This is a genomic window from Allobosea sp. AAP35 (assembly GCF_001295925.1).
Classification (GTDB): domain Bacteria; phylum Pseudomonadota; class Alphaproteobacteria; order Rhizobiales; family Beijerinckiaceae; genus Allobosea.
Map to the genome: position 1 here is coordinate 1 of NZ_LJHQ01000038.1, position 18,580 is coordinate 18,580.

Genomic DNA, 18,580 nt, shown 5'->3' on the forward strand with positions numbered 1-18,580 from the left:
TCCGCCGACGTCGGCCTGGCGGCCCGCGAGATCAACATGGGCGCCGACGACCTCTCCAAGCGCACCGAGGAGCAGGCCTCTTCACTGGAGGAGACCGCCGCCACCACCGAGGAGCTCGCAGCCTCCGTCAAGGCTTCGGCCCAGGCCTCTCGCAACGCCGCCGCCATTGCCAATGAGGCGATGGGAGCGGCGCAGTCGGGCGGCGCGATCGCCGGTCAGGCGGTCGAGGCGATGGCGCGCATCGAGAGCGCCTCGCAGAAGATCTCCGACATCATCCGCGTTATCGACGACATCGCCTTCCAGACCAATCTTCTGGCGCTGAACGCTGCGGTGGAAGCCGCCCGCGCCGGCGATGCCGGCAAGGGCTTCGCCGTCGTTGCCTCCGAGGTCCGCACCTTGGCGCAGCGTTCCAGCGAAGCGGCCAAGGACATCACGGCCCTGATCTCGTCGTCGAACATGGAGGTCGGTGAGGGTGTCAAGCTGGTCCGCCAGGCCGGCGACCAGCTCAGCCAGATCCTCGCCTCCTCGCAGAAGGTCGCCGCCACCATCGCCGACATCTCGTCGGCGTCCGGCGAACAGGCCAATGGCATCGATGAGATGAGCCAGGCGGTTGCCCATCTCGACGAGATGACGCAGGCCAATGCGGCTCTGTCCGAACAGAGCGCGGCCTCCGCCGCCTCGCTCTCGACCCGCATCGGCCAACTCAACGACCTCGTCGCCGCCTTCAAGACCGGCCCCGTAGCCGGCCATGCGATCGCCCCCCCGCGGGCCGCCTCGTCCGAGCCTGCCCGCCTGCGCCAGATGGCTGAGTCCGCCTTCGTCCAGAAGGCGCCCGCAAGCCGTGCCCCGACGGCGGCACCGGCGACGCGCGCCCCCGCCAAGAAGGTCGCCAACAGCCGCGCCAGCGATTCCGGCTGGGAGGAATTCTAGGCGATCCGGCTGCCCTAAGCCCTCGCCGCGAGGACACCCCTCAGAACAAGCGGCGTTTCGACAAGCGAGCCCTTCGACACGAGCCCTGCCCGACCGGCAGGGCTTTTGTGTTTCGGGGTGATGCTCATCCGAATGCACGACGCGATGTCGCCATCACCGGGGCACGCTGTCCTGGAGCGGGCCCAATTCCGCCTTGGCCGCGCCGAATTCGAACCGGTTTATCACGGCCCCGTGATCGACTGAGGGGATAGCACATCATGATGACCAAACTGGCAGCCGCCTTGATTCTCGCGCCGAGCCTGGCGGGCGCGGCCGAGATCGAGCTGGCCTCCCGCGTCGAGCGCGTCACCGTCTATCCGGATGGCGCCGTGGTGACGCGGATCGGCAAAGCGGAACTGGTGCAGGGAGCCTCGCAGATCGTGCTGCGCGGCCTGCCCACGACAATCGACCCCGCCTCGATCCGTGTCGAGGGCAAGGGCAACCGGTCATTTTCAGTTGGCGCGGTCGATGTCCGGCTCACGCCCGGAGAAGCCCGCCCCGTTCTGGATGCCGTGATCGAAGACAAGCTCAAGGCCCTGCGCGACGAGAAGGCGGCGTTGGCCGGCCGGTCCAGCGCCACGGAGGCCAAGCGCGCCACCATCGAACGCTTCGCCCAGATCGGCCCCGACAAGCTCGGCCCGGACGGCAAGGCGCTGCCGGTCGCGGACTGGGCGGCCGTGTTCGATGCGATCGGCACCTCGCTGGTCAGGGTTCATGACGAACTGCGCGCCGTCAGGGCCCGCGCCGACGACGTCGATGCCGAGATCGCAGCCCTGGAACGGGCAAGGCCGCCGACCCTGCGCAGCGGCGCCCCCAAGCGCGACGTCGCGATTTCGGTTGAGGCGGATGCGCCGGTCGCGGCCGAATTCGCCGTGACCTATCGCGTCGGCGGCGCCGGCTGGACCCCGCAATACGAGGCGAGGCTGACCACCGGCAGCGGCGCCGAGAAGCCGGCGATCGATCTCGTTCGCCGCGCCGAACTGCGCCAGCGCAGCGGCGAGGACTGGAGCGATGTGGCGCTGACGCTGTCGACGACCCGCTCGGCCGGGGGAACGCGCGCGCCGGACCTCACCCCCATGCAGGTGATGTTCTTCGAGCCGCCGATCGCTGCGGCGCCCCGCCCCACGCGCAGCACGGTGTCGGCCATCCCGATGGCACCCGATCAGATGGCACGCGGCAAGGCTCTGGCCGAAATCGACGGGGATGCTGCGACGCGCCCGGCGCCTGTGCCGCGTCCCGCCGACATCCAGACAGCCCAGCTCGAGGCCGGCGCCTATCAGGCGAGCTTCCAGGTGCCGGGCCGCGTCTCGATCCCGCAGGATGGCTCGTCCAAGACGGTGGTGCTGAGCCAGAACCGGGTCGAGCCCACGCTCTCGGCCCGCGTCGCACCCGAACTGGACGAGACGGCCTATCTCGAGGCGGCCTTCACCCATGACGACATCGCGGCGCTGCTGCCGGGGGCCGTCGCGCTGCATCGCGACGGCAGCTTCATCGGGCGCGGTCAGCTCGGTCTGGTGGCACCAGGCGACAAGGTCGCGCTCGGCTTCGGCGCCGACGACAAGCTCAAGGTCAGCCGCGCCCCGGTCCGCCGCCGCGAGAACGAGCCGACCTGGCTCGGCCAGACCCGCACCGACCTGCGCGAGTTCAAAACCGTGGTGAAGAGCCTGCATGCGCAGCCGGTCAAGGTCACGGTGAGCGAACGCGTTCCCTTCTCGGAGAGCACCGCGATCACCATCGAAACCATCGCCGGCCAGACCACCCCGCCGACCGAAAAACAGGTCGGCGACAAGCGTGGCGTCTCGGCCTGGACCTTCGATCTCGCCCCCGGGGCCGAGAAGGAGATCAAGATCGCTTATCGCATAAGATGGCCCGGCGACCGCGAGGTCACCTACGCGCCGCAGCCCCTGCCACGCCCGTCACTCGGCGCTCATTGAACGCCGCCGCCCGGCGGACGCGCCTGCGCCTGCCCTCAAGATGCCTCAGGCCGCCACCGCCTGAGGCTCCATGCCGAGTTCCTCGCCGACGACATTGACCCAGTAGCGGATGCCGTCGGGGATGATCGCGTCGTTGAAATCGTAGAGTGGCGTGTGCAGGCCCTTGAACGAGCCGTCGGCCTCGACGCCGTTGCCGATGCGCATGAAGGCGCCGGGCTTGATCAGCATCATCTCGGCGAAATCCTCGCCGCCGGTGCCTGGCCGCATCTTGCCGTCGACATGGGCCGCGCCGACCGAAGCCGACGCTGCCGCCACCGCAACCGCGACCTGCTCGGCCTTGTTGATCAGCGGGCTCGTGCCCCGCTCGTAAGTCGCCTCCGCCTTGCAGCCCCAGGCCAGCGCGGTCGCCGAGGCGAGTTCGCCGATGCGGCGCTCGATCGTGTCGCGGATCTCGGCGGAGTAGGTCCGTGCCGTCCCGCCGAGCACCAGTTCCGAGGGGATGACGTTCGAGGCCTCGACCGAGCCGGCATGGATGTAGCCGACGCTGATCACGGCGGTGTCGAGCGGCGGCACGTTGCGGCCGACGATGCCCTGCAGGCCCAGCACGAACTGCGCCTGCGCATAGGTGATGTCGGTCGAGAGATGCGGCTGCGAGCCGCCATGCCCGCCGACGCCGCGGAAGATCACCTCCCAGCTGTCGGCCGAGGCCAGGAACGGCCCCACCGTGGTGCCGAAATGCGAAGCCGGAAGGCCCGGCGTGTTGTGCAGCCCATAGATCGCGTCGCAAGGGAAACGCTCGAACAGCCCGTCGGCCAGCATCGCCTCGGCGCCGCCGCGACCCTCCTCGGCCGGCTGGAAGATCAGGATGCAGGTGCCGGCAAAATCGGGGTTCTCGGCGAGGTAGCGCGCGGCGCCCAGGAGCATGGTGGTGTGGCCGTCATGGCCGCAGGCGTGCATCTTGCCGGGATATTGCGAGGCGTAAGGCAGCCCCGTCTGCTCCTCCAGCGCCAGGCAGTCCATGTCGGCGCGCAAGCCCACCGCCCGCTGGCCCGGCCGCCGGCCGCGAATGACGCCGACGACGCCGGTGCCGCCGACCCCTTCCGTGACCTCGACACCCCATTCGCGCAGGTTCTTCGCCACCAGCGCCGCGGTGCGGGTCTCTTCCAGCCCAAGCTCCGGATGGGCGTGGATGTCCTGCCGGATCGCGGAGAACGTCGCATGGTGCCGGTCGAGCCAGCTGTCGAGAGTGCTCGTCATCGTCGTCTCAATCCTTTTCGCGCAGGCCGTACCAGTTGTGTGCGGCGGCGGCCGTCATGGCGCAAGGCAAGCATGAACCCTGCCAGCACGGCATCTCGACGGCCTTGAAACCCCTTCTACACCCTCGCGGGCGCCCCATCCATGCGCTCCAAGCTTGACCTGCGTGCGCTCTTGGCTCATGAGGGCGTGCAAGAACCTGCCTTCGAACCCCGGTCTTGCGCCGGGGTTTTTCATGTGCGGTGCTTGCCCGGAACGACGCGCGCAAGACTCAAACTATGATCAGCAGGAACACCTGAACCATGGCAAATGTGGTGGTGGTCGGCGCCCAGTGGGGCGACGAGGGCAAGGGCAAGATCGTCGACTGGCTGTCGAGCCAGGCCGATGTGGTGGTGCGCTTTCAGGGCGGCCACAATGCCGGCCATACCCTCGTCATCGACGGCAATGTCTATAAGCTCTCGCTTTTGCCCTCCGGCATCGTGCGCGGCGGCAAGCTTTCGGTCATCGGCAATGGCGTCGTGGTCGATCCCTGGCATCTGGTCGAGGAGATCGACCGTCTGCGCGCGCAGGGCGTCGCCATCTCGCCCGACAATCTGCGCCTGGCCGATAACGCGACGCTGATCCTGCCGCTGCATCGCGAGCTCGACCATTTCCGCGAGACCTCGAATGTCGGCCTCAAGATCGGCACGACCAAGCGCGGCATCGGCCCGGCCTATGAGGACAAGGTCGGCCGCCGCGCCATCCGCGTCATCGACCTGAAGGACCCCGCCATCCTTGAGGCGAAGATCGAGCGGCTGCTGGCGCATCACAACGCGCTGCGCCGGGGTCTCGGCATCGACGAGGTGAACGCCGTCGAACTGCTTGGCCAGCTCAAGGAGATCGCGCCGCAGGTCCTGCCCTATGCCGACACGGTCTGGGCGCTGCTCGATGCGCAGCGTCGCGCGGGAAAACGCATCCTGTTCGAGGGCGCCCAAGGCGCGCTGCTCGATGTCGACCACGGCACCTACCCCTTCGTGACCTCGTCGAACATCGTCGCCGGCCAGGCCGCGACCGGCTCGGGGCTTGGCCCTTCGGCGGTCGGCTATGTCTTGGGCATTGCCAAGGCCTATACGACCCGCGTCGGCGAGGGCCCCTTCCCGACCGAACTCTTCGACGAGATCGGCGAGCTGATCGGGCAGAAGGGCAAGGAATTCGGCGTCGTCACCGGCCGCAAGCGCCGCTGCGGCTGGTTCGACGCCTGCCTGGTCCGCCAGACGGTCAAGACCTCCGGCATCGACGGCATCGCCCTGACCAAGCTCGACATCCTCGACGGCTTCAAGGAGATCAAGGTCTGCACCGGCTATCGTCTCGATGGCGAGATCCTCGAACATCTCCCCGCCGGCCAGAGCGACCAGGCCCGGGTCGAGCCGATCTATGAGAGCATCGAAGGCTGGGACGGCTCGACGGCGGGCGCGCGCTCCTGGGCCGATCTGCCGGCGCAAGCGATCAAATACGTCCGGCGCATCGAGGAATTGATCGGCGCGACCGTGGCCGTGCTCTCCACCAGCCCCGAGCGCGACGACACGATCCTGGTGCATAATCCGTTCGAAGGCTGATCGACCCGCGACCGCCCGGCACGAACTCAAGCGCCCCGAGCCCCGAGCCCTGAGCCCTGAGCCGTCTGTCGAAAACTTGCCTGGCCTTTGCAACACGCGCGCCCCTTCGAGGGTTGACGCAGGCATCCAACAACGACAAGTGAGGCCAATGGCCGACTTCTATCCCATCCTGGCACGGGCCGTCGCCGGGCTGCCTGATACGTCACCGGCAGCACGCCTCGCCATCTACGAGCGCGCCCGGGCTGCCCTCGTGACCCAGCTTCGCAGTCTCGACCCGCCATTGGGCGAGGCCGAGATCATGCGCGAGCGCCTCTCGCTCGACGAGGCCGTGGCCAGGATCGAGGCGGATTACAACGACGCCCCGCCGGCCTTCGATATCGAAACGGAGCTGCCCCCTCTCGAGATTCAGCAGCCCGCGCCGCAAGCCGAGCCGCCGCAAAGGACCGCGCCGTCCGCCCGACCCGCAGCCCTCCCGGATGCCGATCGCTTCGACGAGCCCTTGCCCGAGCCGGCCGAACCGCAGCCGGCGCGTCCCCGCATCGCGCCTCCGCGCGAGAAGCGGGTCAAGCCCGGACATCTGCGCACGGCGGTTGTCGCGACCGGCGTGGCCATTGCCGTCGGCGCCATCGCGGTGGCAGCCTATTACGTCAACAAGGTCGCGCCGCCCGATACGACCTCGCGCCCGCGCACCGAGACGGCAGCCCAACCCACGCCAGCCGACAATGCCGGCAAGATCAACGACCGCATCGGCGAGGCCGGCACACCGGCGCCCGTGACGCGGCCCGGCACGGCCGCGAGCCCTCCCTCCCAGGAAATTGCGGTCGCGCAACGGGCAATCCTCTACACCGAAGATCCAGACAGCCCGCAGGCGCCGCGAGCGGTCAATGGCCGCGTCTTCTGGCGCCTCGACAGCGAGAGCGTCGGCCAGGGGCGGCCGGTCGAGACGATCGTGCGCGCCACCGTCGATATCGCCGAGATGGGCCTGTCGCTCGATTTCACCATCCGCCGCAACACCGACACGGCCTTCCCGGCCTCGCACATTATCGGGATGCGCTTCACCTCGACCGGCGACCCGGCGACGGAGGCGGTGCGCGAGGTCGGCGTGCCGCAGTTCAAGACCGAGGAAAGTGAGCGCGGCGCCCCGCTCTCGGCGATCAATTCGGCGCTGGGCGAGAACCTCTTCGTCGCGGCCCTGTCGAACGTACCCGTCGAGGTCGAGCGCAACATCGATTTGATCCTGAACCGGACCTGGATCGACGTCCCCGTTCGCTTCGCCTCAGGCAAGCGCGGCATCCTGACCTTTGAAAAGGGCGTCTCGGGCGGGCAGACGCTGGCGGATGCGTTTGGAAGGTGGCGCTGAGGCTGGAAGCTCGCCGACAGCGCTCTCACGCATCCTTGCTGGCAGCGCGCTGTCGACCCGCTTACCGGACGAACGGCATGAAACCGGGCGGAATTTCGACGGGCGCCTGGGCCTCCTAAATGAGGTCGTACTCGGCGATCGCCTGCGTCAGAATCGCGAATTCGCGGTCTTCGTCGGTTCCGCCCGCACACTGCAGCAGCCGTGCGGCCCGCAGGATGGCGGCTTTGCGTTCCTGCAGGAGAGGATCATCACGGCATCGGCGTCGGGCATGGCCACCTCCCCGTTCCGGATCCAAGATCAAGATCCATACGCTAGCGCCCCAAGGGCAGCTTGACGAGTCCGGCGAAATGGATTGGACGAAACAGAGCCGCCAAGCTCGTGTTGACCAAGCGTCACCTTGGACTTTACCTTCGCGTCCTGCCGTCGGCGACGAACGACGCCGTAGGGGAGGCGATCATGGCCTGCATGCCTGGACTGCGGGGTCAACGTCGGTCGAGAGCGGGCGGCTTCCTGCTTTTTTTGGCGGCGGGGCTCTTGGCGGGCCCGGTCGGCGCTGAAGAGATCCCAGCCGAATTTCGCGGCGTATGGGCGCCCCGCTGCACGGATTCCGCTGCTCCCCGTCTTGTGCTCGCCGCGGGCGGCATCGAGACGACGGCCGATGGCCGATCATACCGGTTTGACGGCGTCGATATCAGCAGGACCTGGATGGGCGGCGTTCGGGCCAGCGGCCCAGGCATCTGGTTCCTCGTCAGCAGGAAACCGGGCCAACCCTTCGCCTTCGTCGCCGCAGCCGCCCAGGGCGCGAAGGGGACGATCGTGCTTGAGGAAAGTAATCCTGCCGATGCGCGCGAATTGAAGAGCCTCTTCGGCGTCGCTTTTCGCCGCTGTCCGGCTGAGGCGGCAGCGATCCAGCCCGGTTCTGCGCAGACGCCCGGTAACCAGCCGGGCTATCTCGGCCTGTGGGCCCGGCAGAAGGCCTGGTGTGCCGACGACGACAGCCGGATCCGCTTCACGCTGCGCGGCACGGAGGAAATCGAAAGTGCCTGCGATTTCGACCGGATCGAGGGTGGAAATGGCCGCTGGAGCGTCCGGCAAACCTGCCACGTCGAGGGAACAAGGACGCGCAGCCGGATGGAGATCAGCGTCGATGGCGACCGAATGACGCTCGTGTTCCCGGACAGGAAAGGCAGCCGCACGAGGCTCATGCGCTGCCGGTAGGCCGCGTCTGCGCTGCCGTTCAGCTTCTCCGCTCGGCAGCAAACCGCGCCGCCGCCCGCAGCGTGTCGGCCTCCGTCCCAAACCCCGCCAACGCCGCAACCGCCGCCGCGCTCAGGCCGTCGCGCTCGCGCTTCGCCGCCCCAAGCCCCAAAGCCTGGACCAGCGTGCCCTTGCCCCTGTCCTGATCCTTGGCAGTCGCCTTGCCCAGCTGCTCGGGGCTGGCCTCGACGTCGAGGATGTCGTCGGCCACCTGGAAAGCGGCGCCGAGCGCCCGGCCGTAGATCCCCAGCGCCGCACGCTGCTCGGGCGAGGCCCCGCCCAGCACGGCGCCAATCTCGACGCTGGCCGCCAGGAGCGCGCCGGTCTTCATTGCCTGCAGACGGCGGATCTCGGTTTCCGACAGCGTCGCGGCAGCACCGTCCTCGAAGCGCCCCTCCGCCGCGAGATCGAGCATCTGCCCGCCCGCCATGCCGCCGAGCCCCGAGGCGCGCGCCAGCGCCAGAACCAGCGCGGCGCGGGTCTCGCCCGACGGATGTGTAGCGGGGTCGGCCAGCACCTCGAAAGCGAGCGTCAGCAGTGTGTCGCCGGCGAGGATCGCGCTGGCCTCGTCGAAGGCCTTGTGGATGGTCGGCCGGCCCCGGCGGGTATCATCGTCATCCATCGCCGGGAGGTCGTCATGCACGAGCGAATAGCAATGCACGAGTTCGACCGCCGCACCCGCCCGCAAAGACTGACCGGGGTCTACCCCGAACAGGCGCGCCGTCTCGACGGTCAGGAAGGGCCGCAGCCGCTTGCCGCCGCCGAGCGCGCCATGGCGCATCGCCGCCAGCAGCCGGGCTGGACGGGCGATCTCGCCCTCGCGGACGGTCTCGACCAGCAGGGCGTCGAGCAAGGCTTCGATCGCGTCGGCGGTCTGCGCCAGGCGGGAGGCCAATGCGTCGGACTTCATGCTGCGGAACTCCCTCTCGCGGAACTCATGCGCGGACCTCGCGTTCGCTGACCGGCGGGGCTTGCCGGACCGCAAGCGAAGCGTCAAGCAATGTCGGTCTGAGCGTCAGGCCGGTTGGGCAAGCCAGGCGGAAGGCCCATCATTGGAAGGCCAGGGGGAATGACGGCGATGGCGGCAGAACGGGCAACCACGCGGCGGAGCCTGTTCGCCCGTCTGCTGCGCTGGTTTCTGATCGCGGGGCTTGCCCTGCTCGCCGCGCTGGTCCTGGCCCTGATCCTTTATCGCTTCGTGCCCGTGCCCTCGACCCTGATGCTCGGGCGCTGGCTGACGCTCCAACCGGTCGAGCGGCAATGGGTGCCGCTGGCGCAGATCTCGCCCAACCTGATCCGGGCCGTGATCGCGGCGGAAGACCAACGCTTCTGCAGCCATGACGGGGTCGATTGGGTCGAGCTCAACGCCGTGCTGGAGGATGAGGACGGCCCTTCGCGCGGCGCCTCGACCCTGACCATGCAGACCGCCAAGAATGTCTTCCTCTGGCCGGGCCGCTCCTATGTCCGCAAAGGTCTGGAGATCCCGCTGGCCATGACGATCGACGTCGCCTGGCCCAAACAGCGCATCATCGAGATCTATCTCAACGTCGCCGAATGGGGCGAAGGGCTCTATGGCGCGGAGGCTGCGGCGCAGCGCTATTTCGGCAAGCCCGCATCGCGACTCAGCGCCACCGAGGCGGCGCGGTTGGCTGGTGCGCTGCCCAACCCGATCCTGCGCAATCCCGCCAGGCCGAGCCGGGGCCTGCAATCGGCGGCCGGCCGCGTCCAGCGCCGCGTCGGGCAGATGGGACCGCTGGGAGATTGTGCGGTGCCGGGGTAAGCGCAGCCCATCGAGGGCGGCGAATCCCGAAATCCCGATTCAGCACTAGCCATCCCGCGCCACAGCGTGTATGGGCAACGCCTCACGAGATTGATCCGTCGTCGTGGCGGTGGCGTGGCCTCAGGGCAGCGCTTCCGGACGGCGGCACGATGGAGAAGTAGCATGGCCGTTCCAAAGAGAAAGACGTCGCCGTCGAAGCGCGGCATGCGCCGCTCGGCCGACGCGCTGAAGCAGCCCACCTATATCGAAGACAAGAACTCCGGCGAACTGCGCCGTCCGCATCATGTCGATCTGAAGTCGGGCATGTATCGCGGCCGTCAGGTGCTGAAGGTCAAGACCGAAGCGTGATCTGTCAGGGGTCCGGACGGGCCCCGACCGGACGCTGACGAAACAAGCCGGCCGCAAGGCCGGCTTTTTCGTGTTGATTGAGGCCACGCGCTCAATGCCGAATGGGGCTTGAGTCCTTGGTCTGGTCTTCAGGCGCGCCTGGCCAGTCCGCCCCTCGCCCGCATGGCCGCCGCGCGGTAAAGTCGCGCAGCCATTTGCGGCGTTTCGCGTTCGCGGCGCGCGAAGGGCCCGATCTCGGCCTGGCTGGCGGCAAGCTGCAGCAGCAGCATGGCCGACCCTGCCGCCGCGCGCTCCCCACCCTGTTCGCCATATGCCGAATCGGCCATGTTCCACTCCGAAGCGCCATCGCGCATTCGAAGCCAAAGTTGCAAGAGGCCGGCCAACCTTAACGGGGTATTAAGACGCGGCACCGCATCGTTTCGGGACATTTCCACTTCCGTCCGGACAGGGACGGTCAGGCACCGCGTCCCGCTTCCCGCTGCCGGGCATCCCGTCTCATCGAGGCCGCTACGCGATGCCGGTGCCGTCGATCTTCAACGCCCGTGACGACCACCGCGTGGCCCCGCGCGACCTGCTCTCGTCGATCGGCGAAGTCGTCTACACCTGGGACATCCACAGCGACGCGCTCAGCTGGGGCCCCAACGCCGTCGACGTACTGGGCGCGATCCCCGATGCGGCCATGGCACGCGGGCTGGGCTTCGCCGGCCTTGTCGAGCCCGGCAGCGGTCGCAGCCGCTATGACGCCGTCTTCTCCTCCGGTGGCCACGACCAGGGCGAGGGCGTGGTCTACCGCACCCGCTATGCCGCCCATCTCGCCGGCCGCAGCATGTGGATCGAGGATGCCGGGCGCTGGTTTGCCGGGACCGATGGCCGGCCGGCCTGCGCGCGCGGCATGCTGCGGATCGGACGTCCGCTGCGGCCCGACGAGTTGTTGACGCCAACCGGCGAACTCGGCGATCGCTCGGCGCTGCTGGACCGGATCGGTGCGGCGCTCACCGAGCATCTGCCGGCCGAGCGCTCTGTCGTCGTGCTGGTCGCCGCGATCGACGAACTTGCCCGGCTGAACGACGATTTCGGCCATGAAGCCACCGACGAGATCATCAGCGTGGTGCAGGACCGGCTGCGCTCGGTGACGCGCCGGCGCGACCAGCTTGTCCGCTATTCGAGCAACCGCTTTGCCATCCTGCTGACCGGTTGCCCCTACAACCAGGTCGAGGCAGCCTCGCGGCGCTTCAGCAAGGCGGTGGGACAGGCCGCCATCGAGACTGCGCGCGGCATCGCGCTGGTGCGCCTGCGGGTTGGCGCCGCCGTCGCCCCCGACCTTTCAAGCCATGCGGGCACGCTGCTGTCGGGAGCTGAAAACGCGCTCGCCGGCGCCAAGGCGGGCTCGGCCGACACGCCCGTGATCGCGCGCCGTCAGGAGAACAGCCGACGTGCCGATGCCAGTGTCGGTTTCGACGTCAGCGCGCTGGCCGCACTCAACGAGCGGCGCATCGAACTCGCGCTGCAACCAATCGTTCGGGCGAAATCACGCGAGGTCGCGTTTCACGAGGCGCTGCTGCGGGTGTCGCTGGGCGAGGACGGAGTCTTTTTTGCTACCGCCGAACTGATCCCGATGCTCGAGCGACGCGGGCTGGTGCGCCTGTTCGATCACCGCGTCCTCGAACTGGCGGTCGACCTGCTCGCGGGCGAACCAGCCCTGACGCTGTCGGTGAACGTCTCGCCGCACTCGCTGTCCGACCCCGAATGGCTGGATGCCTTTCTCGCCTGCACCAGCGGCCCGCGCAGCATCGCGGAGCGACTCATCGTCGAAATCACGGAAACCGCGACCATCGACAACCCGACGCGGGTCGCCAGGCTGCTGGAGCAGATCAAGGGCCGCGGCGCGCGGATCGCCATCGACGATTTCGGCGCGGGCCACACCTCGCTGCGCCATCTGCGCGCCTTCCCGATCGACGTTTTGAAGATCGACGGCACCTTCACGCAAAGCCTGCGCCGCTCCACCGACGACCGCTTCTACGTCCGCACCCTGATCGACCTCGCCCGCCATCTCGACGTCGAGACGGTGGCCGAATGGGTCGATGACGAGCTTCAGGCCACGATGCTGGCCGATTGGGGCGTCACCTATCTCCAGGGCCATCTGTTGGGAAAAGCCGAGCTGCGCGGCCCGGTGGCAGGTCCAGGGGCTGTTCAGGCCGTCGCCATCGGCTGACGCGCGGCGCCACGACGGCGCCGCGGCAGGCAGGCACAGCGACCTTGCGGATCGCGCCTTGCGCCGCCGACGACTTGATGGGGTCGCTGACCTCGCCTGCCGCCGTGTCGATGGCGGCGAGCCCAGCCTCACTTCGTCTTGGCGAGCTTGTCCAGCCTGTCGCGCATCTCGCTCAGCTCGCGCTTGAGGTCGCCGAGATCGTCCGCCTTGGCGGCGTCCGCCGTGCCCGCTTCCTGCGCCTTGGCAGCGGCAGCCGCCGCGAAGGGGTTGAACAGCCGGAAGGCCTCCGTGAAGATCGCCATATTGGCCCGCGTCTGTGCCTGGAGCGCGTCCATCGCGCCGCTGCCCATACCGTTGCCGAGACCCCCGCTCAGCCCGCTGCCGAAAGCGCCGCCGGAGAAGGCCTTGGTCATCTGCTCGCGAAACTGGGCCTGGTCCTTGGTCAGGTTGTCCATCGAGAATTCGAGATAGCGCGGCACCAGCGCCTGCATGCTGTCGCCATAGAAGCGGATCAGCTGGCGCAGGAAGGCGATCGGCAGCAGGTTCTGCCCGTCCTTGGATTCCTCGTCGAAGATGATCTGAGCCAGAACCGGGCGGGTGATGTCCTCGCCGGACTTGGCATCATAGACCACGAAATCCTCGCCGCCGCGCACCAGGCCAGCGAGATCCTCGAGCGTCACATAGGAGCTCGTGCCCGTGTGATAGAGTCTGCGATTGGCGTATTTCTTGATGACGGTCGGTTCTTTGTCGCTGGCCATCAGAATCCTGCGCTTTGGACCGGACCCTCCCGCGAAAATCGCGCGACGGCCGGCCGGAAGGTGTTCGCTGACGCAATGGTAGCCGCTGCTGCGTCGGTCGCAAGTTTTTTGAGCGCCCCACTCAAAAACGGGATCAATGCATGAGCGAATTTGCATGTCATTGCGCCAGCGCAAAAACAGACGGCCGCAAGTTTGGGCGATGCGATCTCTTTCGGCTGACTTGACGGCAGCGCGGCGGGCTTCGAATGTGCGCCCGAAACAGGGCGCCCGGCGCGCTCCGGTCGTTGCGACAACAGTGAGGAATCTCCCATGGCCGATACGGACATCGTGATCGTCAGCGCGGCGCGCACCGCGGTCGGCGCCTTCAACGGCGCCTTCGCCAACACCCCGGCCCATGATCTCGGGGCTGCCGCCATCAAGGAGGCGCTGTTGCGCGCCAGGCTCGAGGGAGCCGAGGTCGACGAGGTGATCTTCGGCCAGATCCTGACCGCCGGCCAGGGCCAAAACCCCGCCCGTCAGGCCGCCATGGCCGCCGGCATCCCGCAGGAGAAGACCGCCTGGGGCTTGAACCAGCTCTGCGGCTCGGGGCTGCGCACGGTCGCCATCGGCCTGCAGCAGATCGCCAATGGCGATGCCGACATCATCGTCGCCGGCGGCCAGGAATCGATGTCGATGGCGCAGCACGCCGCGCATCTGCGGTCCGGCACCAAGATGGGCGACCTGAAATTCGTCGACACCATGCTCAAGGACGGGCTCTGGGACGCTTTCCACGGCTATCACATGGGCACGACCGCCGAGAACGTCGCGACCAAATGGCAGATCACCCGCGAGGAGCAGGACGCCTTCGCCGTCGGCTCTCAGAACAAGGCGGAGGCCGCGCAGAAGGCCGGAAAGTTCAAGGACGAAATCGTCCCCTTCACCGTCTCGACCCGCAAGGGCGACATCGTCGTCGACACCGACGAATATCCCCGCCACGGCGCAACCATCGAGGCCATGGCCAAGCTCAAGCCCGCCTTCTCCAAGGACGGCACCGTCACTGCCGGCAACGCCTCGGGCATCAATGACGGCGCGGCTGCGCTGGTGGTGATGACCGCCAAGGAAGCCGCCAGGCGCGGCCTGACCCCGCTCGCGCGCATCGCCTCATGGGCGACGGCTGGCGTCGATCCCGCGATCATGGGCTCGGGGCCGATCCCCGCGACGCGCAAGGCGCTGGACAAGGCTGGCTGGAAGATCGCCGACCTGGATCTGGTCGAGGCCAACGAGGCCTTTGCGGCGCAGGCGCTGGCGGTGAACAAGGATCTCGGCTGGAACCCCGACATCGTCAACGTCAATGGCGGCGCGATCGCGATCGGCCATCCGATCGGCGCCTCGGGCGCCCGCGTGCTCGTCACGCTGCTGCACGAAATGGCCAAGCGCGACGCGAAGAAGGGCCTCGCCACGCTGTGCATCGGCGGCGGCATGGGCGTCGCCATGGCGCTGGAGCGCTGAGACCGGCATGGCGCGCCAGACCACGCTCTACCGCTACCTCACCGGGCCCGATGACGCGAGCTTCTGCCATCGGGTGTCGGAGGCGCTGAGCCGGGGCTGGGTGCTTTACGGCCATCCCTCGCTGACCTTCGACGCTGCGCAAGGCCGCGTCATCTGCGGCCAGGCCATCATCAAGGACGTCGACGGGCCTTACGCGTCGGACATGAAACTGTCGGAACAATAGCTCGCCGCGCATCCGTTCGGGCACGCGGCGATCCATCACTTTGAAATGCTAAAGCGCGGCGCCCACGCCGCCACAGGAGGGGATACGGTCATGACGAAGGTTGCGTTGGTCACGGGGGGAACGCGCGGCATCGGGGCGGCGATCAGCCGGGCCCTCCAGGAGGCCGGCCACAAGGTCGCCGCCAGCTATGCCGGCAATGACGAGGCGGCCGCCAAATTCCAGGCCGAGACCAATATCCCCGTGTTCAAATGGGATGTCGGCGATTACGACGCCTGCGCGGCGGGCATCGCCAAGGTCGAGGCCGATCTCGGGCCGATCGACATCCTCGTCAACAATGCCGGCATCACCCGCGACGGCTTCTTCCACAAGATGACGAAAGAGAACTGGTCGGACGTGATTCGCACCAATCTCGATTCGCTGTTCAACATGACGCGTCCGGTGATCGAGGGCATGCGCGCCCGCTCCTTTGGCCGCATCATCGTGATCTCCTCGATCAACGGCCAGAAGGGCCAGATGGGGCAGGTCAACTACTCCGCCGCCAAGGCCGGCGATATCGGCTTCGTCAAGGCGCTGGCGCAGGAGAACGCCAACAAGAACATCACCGTCAACGCGATCACGCCGGGCTATATCGGCACCGACATGGTCTCCGCCATGCCAGAGGAAGCCCTGAAGCGCGTCATTGCCGGCATCCCCGTCGGCCGTCTTGGCAAGCCCGAGGAAATCGCCGCCATGGTGGTGTTTTTGGCCTCCGAGCAGGGCGCCTTCGCGACGGGTGCGACCTTCGCCGTCAATGGCGGGCAGTACATGGCCTGAGGGTCGAACCGGAGCCGACCTTACGCTGCCGCAGGCCGGGGCGAGCCGTCCGCCTCGGTCGCTTCGGGCTCCTGCGAGATCGGCGCCGTCATCGGGTCGAGGATGGCGAAGGGCCGCTCCACATGCTCCGGGGGCGCCCGCATGCGGACCCGCAGCCCGGCGATGGCCGCAAGCAGCAGCGTCATCAGGGCCATGAAGTAGAGCAGACCGTCGATATCGAAGCGGGCCATGATGGCCGCGCCAAGCATCGGCCCCAGGGCCGAGCCGAAGCCGCTGACGAGGATCAACCGGCCACTGACCGCGACCACGCGGTCGGACGGCATCCGGTCGAAGGCGTGGGCGACGCAGACGGGATAGAGCGTCGACATGAAGCCGCCGAGCAGGGCCGCGACCGGTAGCACGACCGCCAGCCGCGCCGGCAGCAGCACCAGCAGCACGGCGGCGGCCGCAAACCCCACCGCCAGCCCCGCCAGGACGAGGCGGCGATCGTTGCGGTCGGACAGGCGCCCGACAGGCACCTGCAGCGCGAGCCCGCCGAGTACGGCGACGAGCATGAACAGCGCGATGGTGCCCTGAGCGATGCCGTTGTTCAGCATCCAGGCCGGAATCAGCGCATAGAAGGCGCTGCTGACGATGCCGCTGACGACGCATCCCGCCACCGCGACCGGGGCATGCCGGGTCAACTCGCCATAGGGCAGCGAACCGCCTTCAGCGACGGTGGTGGGGGCCTCCGCCCGGGTCGTGCAGACCATGACGAGCGCCAGCGCGAACAGCGCGCCCACGACATGAAACGCCGCAGCCGACTCGATGGCGAGCTTGGCGATCACGAGTTGCCCGACGGCCAGTGCCAGGAAGGTGCCGACCATATAGGTCGAGAAAACGCGCCCGCGCTGGTCGGGTTGCGCCTTGGCGTTGAGCCAGCTTTCGGTGGTGATGAACAGGCCGACGCAGCCGATTCCCATCGCCATGCGGCAGGCGATCCAGGCCGCGGCCGAGACGAACAGCGGCATCATCGCCACCCCGACCACGACGAGCCCCGCAAAGGCCGCATAGGCGCGGATATGGCCGACACGCTGGATCACGCCGCCGCAACCGACGGCACCGACGGTAAAGCCGACGAAATAGGCGCTGAGCACGAGGCCGGTCGCCGTTGGGCCGAAGCCCTCCGTCGTCAGCCGCAGCGACAGGAAGGTGTTGAAGAAGCCGTTGGCGAGCTGGATCAGGCTGGTGGCGGCAATCAGCGTTCCGATCTGGACCAGCACGGCTTCTCTCCTGCGCGGACGGCCGCCGAAAGGCGGCCGGATGAGGCGGAACCGCTAGGTGCAAAATGTGGGCTGAGTGCGTCCCAACCGAAAAGCCGCCAGACCTACCCCCGCCGCGTCTTCGGCAGCAGAAAGGTGAGCAGCCCCAGCGCCGGCAGCCAGGCGGTGATGCGGAAGACCTCGATGATGCCGATGCGGTCCGCCAACGCGCCCAGCACAGCCGCCGCGATGCCGGCGAGCCCGAAGGACAACCCGTAGAACAGCCCGCCAACGAGGCCGACGCGATGCGGCACGAGGTCGATCGCGTAGATCAGGATCGCCGAGAAGGCGCTCGCCATGACGAAGCTGATGATCACGCTGAGCACGCCGGTCCAGAACAGGTCGGCATGGGGCAACAACAGCGCAAACGGCAGCGAGCCCACGATCGACAGCCAGATCACCCGGTCGCGGCCGATCCTGTCCCCCACCATGCCGCCAATGATGACGCCGGCCGTGCTGACCGCAAGGTAAAGGAACAGCATGATCTGCGAGAGCTGCAGCGGGACCTCGAAGCGCGTCATCAGGTAGAAGGTGTAATAGGAGGTGAAGGCGGCAGTGTAGCCGTTCTTCGAGACCAGCAGCAGGATCAGGATCGTCATCGCAAACAGCACACGCGCGGGCGACAAGCCGTGCCTGGCGACGTCGTCGCCATGGCTCGCGGTCTGGGCGCGGCGGAACGCGCTGTAGCGTGAGGCGGTCCAGGACATCAGCACCATCGCGACCAGCACGACGATCGAGAACCAGGCCAGGCTCGCCTGCCCGCGCGGCACCACGACGGCTGCCGCCAGCAGCGGGCCGATGGCATAGCCGGCATGGCCGCCGACCTGGAACAGCCCTTGCGCCAGCCCCTGCCGGCCGGCCGCGGCATGGCGCGCCATGCGGGTCGCCTCCGGGTGGAACACGGCCGAGCCCAGCCCGACCAGCGCTGCGGCGAGCAGGACCATGCCGTAGCTTGTGGCGAAGGCCAGCGTCAGCAGACCGACCAGCGTCGCCCCCATGCCGGCGACCATCGCATGCGGCCAGGGCCGCTTGTCGGTAAGCCAGCCGAGCAGCGGCTGCAGCAGCGACGACGTGACCTGAAAGGCCAGCGTGATCAACCCGATCTGACCGAAGTCGAGCTGGAAGCTCTCCTTGATCAGCGGGTACAGCGCCGGGATCATCGACTGAAGCAGATCGTTCAGCAGATGCGCGACACTGAGCGCAACCAGGATCGGGATCAGCGGGCGGCGCTCGGCGGCCGCAAGAGGGAGCGTTGTCATGGTCTCGACCTGTGATCCTTCGTCCTATC

18 protein-coding genes are annotated in these 18,580 nt (G+C 68.0%); 11 read left to right on the forward strand and 7 right to left on the reverse strand.

Annotated elements, in window-relative coordinates:
• Positions 1-930 (forward strand): methyl-accepting chemotaxis protein (locus IP69_RS13265; RefSeq protein WP_248306829.1); only part of this gene is annotated, 930 nt, incomplete at its 5' end.
• A 257-nt stretch (positions 931-1,187) separates the two neighbouring features.
• Positions 1,188-2,903, forward strand: a complete 1,716-nt coding sequence (locus tag IP69_RS13270) for a mucoidy inhibitor MuiA family protein (protein WP_054143310.1) — start codon at positions 1,188-1,190, stop codon at positions 2,901-2,903.
• A gap of 45 nt (positions 2,904-2,948) precedes the next feature.
• On the opposite strand, the gene IP69_RS13275 is transcribed toward IP69_RS13270, so the two are convergent.
• Positions 2,949-4,160 (reverse strand): amidohydrolase, encoded by a 1,212-nt coding sequence (locus tag IP69_RS13275; RefSeq protein WP_054143311.1) that lies wholly within the window; start codon positions 4,158-4,160, stop codon positions 2,949-2,951.
• A 299-nt stretch (positions 4,161-4,459) separates the two neighbouring features.
• Between IP69_RS13275 and IP69_RS13280 the strand changes: the two genes are divergently transcribed.
• Positions 4,460-5,752 (forward strand): adenylosuccinate synthase, encoded by a 1,293-nt coding sequence (locus tag IP69_RS13280; RefSeq protein WP_054143312.1) that lies wholly within the window; start codon positions 4,460-4,462, stop codon positions 5,750-5,752.
• Between the two features lie 148 nt (positions 5,753-5,900).
• Complete coding sequence (locus tag IP69_RS13285) at positions 5,901-7,112, forward strand: hypothetical protein (protein ID WP_054143313.1); 1,212 nt, start codon at positions 5,901-5,903, stop codon at positions 7,110-7,112.
• 115 nt (positions 7,113-7,227) lie between these two features.
• Here the strand turns inward: IP69_RS13285 and IP69_RS21890 are convergent, their stop codons facing one another.
• Positions 7,228-7,407, reverse strand: a complete 180-nt coding sequence (locus IP69_RS21890) for a hypothetical protein (RefSeq protein ID WP_156323444.1) — start codon at positions 7,405-7,407, stop codon at positions 7,228-7,230.
• A gap of 86 nt (positions 7,408-7,493) precedes the next feature.
• On the opposite strand from IP69_RS21890, the gene IP69_RS13295 reads away from it, so the two are divergent.
• Positions 7,494-8,330 carry a hypothetical protein gene (locus IP69_RS13295; protein ID WP_156323445.1) on the forward strand — a complete coding sequence of 279 codons (837 nt, stop codon included), beginning with the start codon at positions 7,494-7,496 and terminating at the stop codon, positions 8,328-8,330.
• A 19-nt stretch (positions 8,331-8,349) separates the two neighbouring features.
• On the opposite strand, the gene IP69_RS13300 is transcribed toward IP69_RS13295, so the two are convergent.
• A complete protein-coding gene (locus tag IP69_RS13300) occupies positions 8,350-9,279 on the reverse strand; it encodes a polyprenyl synthetase family protein (RefSeq protein ID WP_054143316.1) in 930 nt (309 codons plus the stop codon).
• A gap of 168 nt (positions 9,280-9,447) precedes the next feature.
• Between IP69_RS13300 and mtgA the strand changes: the two genes are divergently transcribed.
• Positions 9,448-10,149 (forward strand): monofunctional biosynthetic peptidoglycan transglycosylase, encoded by a 702-nt coding sequence (gene mtgA, locus IP69_RS13305; RefSeq protein WP_054143397.1) that lies wholly within the window; start codon positions 9,448-9,450, stop codon positions 10,147-10,149.
• 162 nt (positions 10,150-10,311) lie between these two features.
• A complete protein-coding gene (rpmF, locus tag IP69_RS13310) occupies positions 10,312-10,497 on the forward strand; it encodes a 50S ribosomal protein L32 (protein WP_054143317.1) in 186 nt (61 codons plus the stop codon).
• Between the two features lie 128 nt (positions 10,498-10,625).
• Here rpmF and IP69_RS13315 read toward each other — a convergent pair whose 3' ends face one another.
• A complete protein-coding gene (locus tag IP69_RS13315; protein ID WP_156323446.1) occupies positions 10,626-10,823 on the reverse strand; it encodes a hypothetical protein in 198 nt (65 codons plus the stop codon).
• A gap of 188 nt (positions 10,824-11,011) precedes the next feature.
• Here IP69_RS13315 and IP69_RS13320 point away from each other — a divergent pair, with 188 nt between their 5' ends.
• The gene (locus IP69_RS13320) at positions 11,012-12,709 is read left to right on the forward strand and encodes a GGDEF domain-containing phosphodiesterase (protein ID WP_054143319.1); all 1,698 of its coding nucleotides are present in this window, start codon (positions 11,012-11,014) and stop codon (positions 12,707-12,709) included.
• A 128-nt stretch (positions 12,710-12,837) separates the two neighbouring features.
• On the opposite strand, the gene phaR is transcribed toward IP69_RS13320, so the two are convergent.
• Positions 12,838-13,467: a polyhydroxyalkanoate synthesis repressor PhaR gene (gene phaR, locus IP69_RS13325; protein WP_054143320.1), complete on the reverse strand. Its 630-nt coding sequence runs from the start codon at positions 13,465-13,467 to the stop codon at positions 12,838-12,840.
• A 309-nt stretch (positions 13,468-13,776) separates the two neighbouring features.
• Between phaR and IP69_RS13330 the strand changes: the two genes are divergently transcribed.
• The 3 genes from IP69_RS13330 (at position 13,777) to phbB (ending at position 15,991) form a co-directional block, all read left to right on the forward strand.
• Positions 13,777-14,955, forward strand: a complete 1,179-nt coding sequence (locus IP69_RS13330; RefSeq protein WP_054143321.1) for an acetyl-CoA C-acetyltransferase — start codon at positions 13,777-13,779, stop codon at positions 14,953-14,955.
• A gap of 7 nt (positions 14,956-14,962) precedes the next feature.
• Positions 14,963-15,178 (forward strand): DUF1737 domain-containing protein, encoded by a 216-nt coding sequence (locus tag IP69_RS13335; protein ID WP_054143322.1) that lies wholly within the window; start codon positions 14,963-14,965, stop codon positions 15,176-15,178.
• Between the two features lie 90 nt (positions 15,179-15,268).
• Entirely contained in the window at positions 15,269-15,991 is a 723-nt protein-coding gene (phbB, locus tag IP69_RS13340) for an acetoacetyl-CoA reductase (protein WP_054143398.1), read from the forward strand.
• Positions 15,992-16,011: 20 nt separating this feature from the next.
• Here phbB and IP69_RS13345 read toward each other — a convergent pair whose 3' ends face one another.
• A complete protein-coding gene (locus tag IP69_RS13345; RefSeq protein ID WP_054143323.1) occupies positions 16,012-17,253 on the reverse strand; it encodes an MFS transporter in 1,242 nt (413 codons plus the stop codon).
• Between the two features lie 104 nt (positions 17,254-17,357).
• Positions 17,358-18,551 (reverse strand): MFS transporter, encoded by a 1,194-nt coding sequence (locus IP69_RS13350; protein ID WP_054143324.1) that lies wholly within the window; start codon positions 18,549-18,551, stop codon positions 17,358-17,360.
• Between the last annotated feature and the right edge of the window lie 29 nt (positions 18,552-18,580).

Bases quoted from the DNA above. Each gene is read 5' to 3' on its own strand.
- rpmF (WP_054143317.1), top strand. From the start codon at position 10,312: ATGGCCGTTCCAAAGAGAAAGACGTCGCCGTCGAAGCGCGGCATGCGC.
- IP69_RS13275 (WP_054143311.1), bottom strand. From the start codon at position 4,160: ATGACGAGCACTCTCGACAGCTGGCTCGACCGGCACCATGCGACGTTC.
- IP69_RS13280 (WP_054143312.1), top strand. From the start codon at position 4,460: ATGGCAAATGTGGTGGTGGTCGGCGCCCAGTGGGGCGACGAGGGCAAG.
- phbB (WP_054143398.1), top strand. From the start codon at position 15,269: ATGACGAAGGTTGCGTTGGTCACGGGGGGAACGCGCGGCATCGGGGCG.
- IP69_RS13320 (WP_054143319.1), top strand. From the start codon at position 11,012: ATGCCGGTGCCGTCGATCTTCAACGCCCGTGACGACCACCGCGTGGCC.
- IP69_RS13270 (WP_054143310.1), top strand. From the start codon at position 1,188: ATGATGACCAAACTGGCAGCCGCCTTGATTCTCGCGCCGAGCCTGGCG.
- phaR (WP_054143320.1), bottom strand. From the start codon at position 13,467: ATGGCCAGCGACAAAGAACCGACCGTCATCAAGAAATACGCCAATCGC.
- IP69_RS13350 (WP_054143324.1), bottom strand. From the start codon at position 18,551: ATGACAACGCTCCCTCTTGCGGCCGCCGAGCGCCGCCCGCTGATCCCG.
- IP69_RS13285 (WP_054143313.1), top strand. From the start codon at position 5,901: ATGGCCGACTTCTATCCCATCCTGGCACGGGCCGTCGCCGGGCTGCCT.
- IP69_RS13315 (WP_156323446.1), bottom strand. From the start codon at position 10,823: ATGGCCGATTCGGCATATGGCGAACAGGGTGGGGAGCGCGCGGCGGCA.
- IP69_RS13335 (WP_054143322.1), top strand. From the start codon at position 14,963: ATGGCGCGCCAGACCACGCTCTACCGCTACCTCACCGGGCCCGATGAC.
- IP69_RS13330 (WP_054143321.1), top strand. From the start codon at position 13,777: ATGGCCGATACGGACATCGTGATCGTCAGCGCGGCGCGCACCGCGGTC.
- mtgA (WP_054143397.1), top strand. From the start codon at position 9,448: ATGGCGGCAGAACGGGCAACCACGCGGCGGAGCCTGTTCGCCCGTCTG.
- IP69_RS13300 (WP_054143316.1), bottom strand. From the start codon at position 9,279: ATGAAGTCCGACGCATTGGCCTCCCGCCTGGCGCAGACCGCCGACGCG.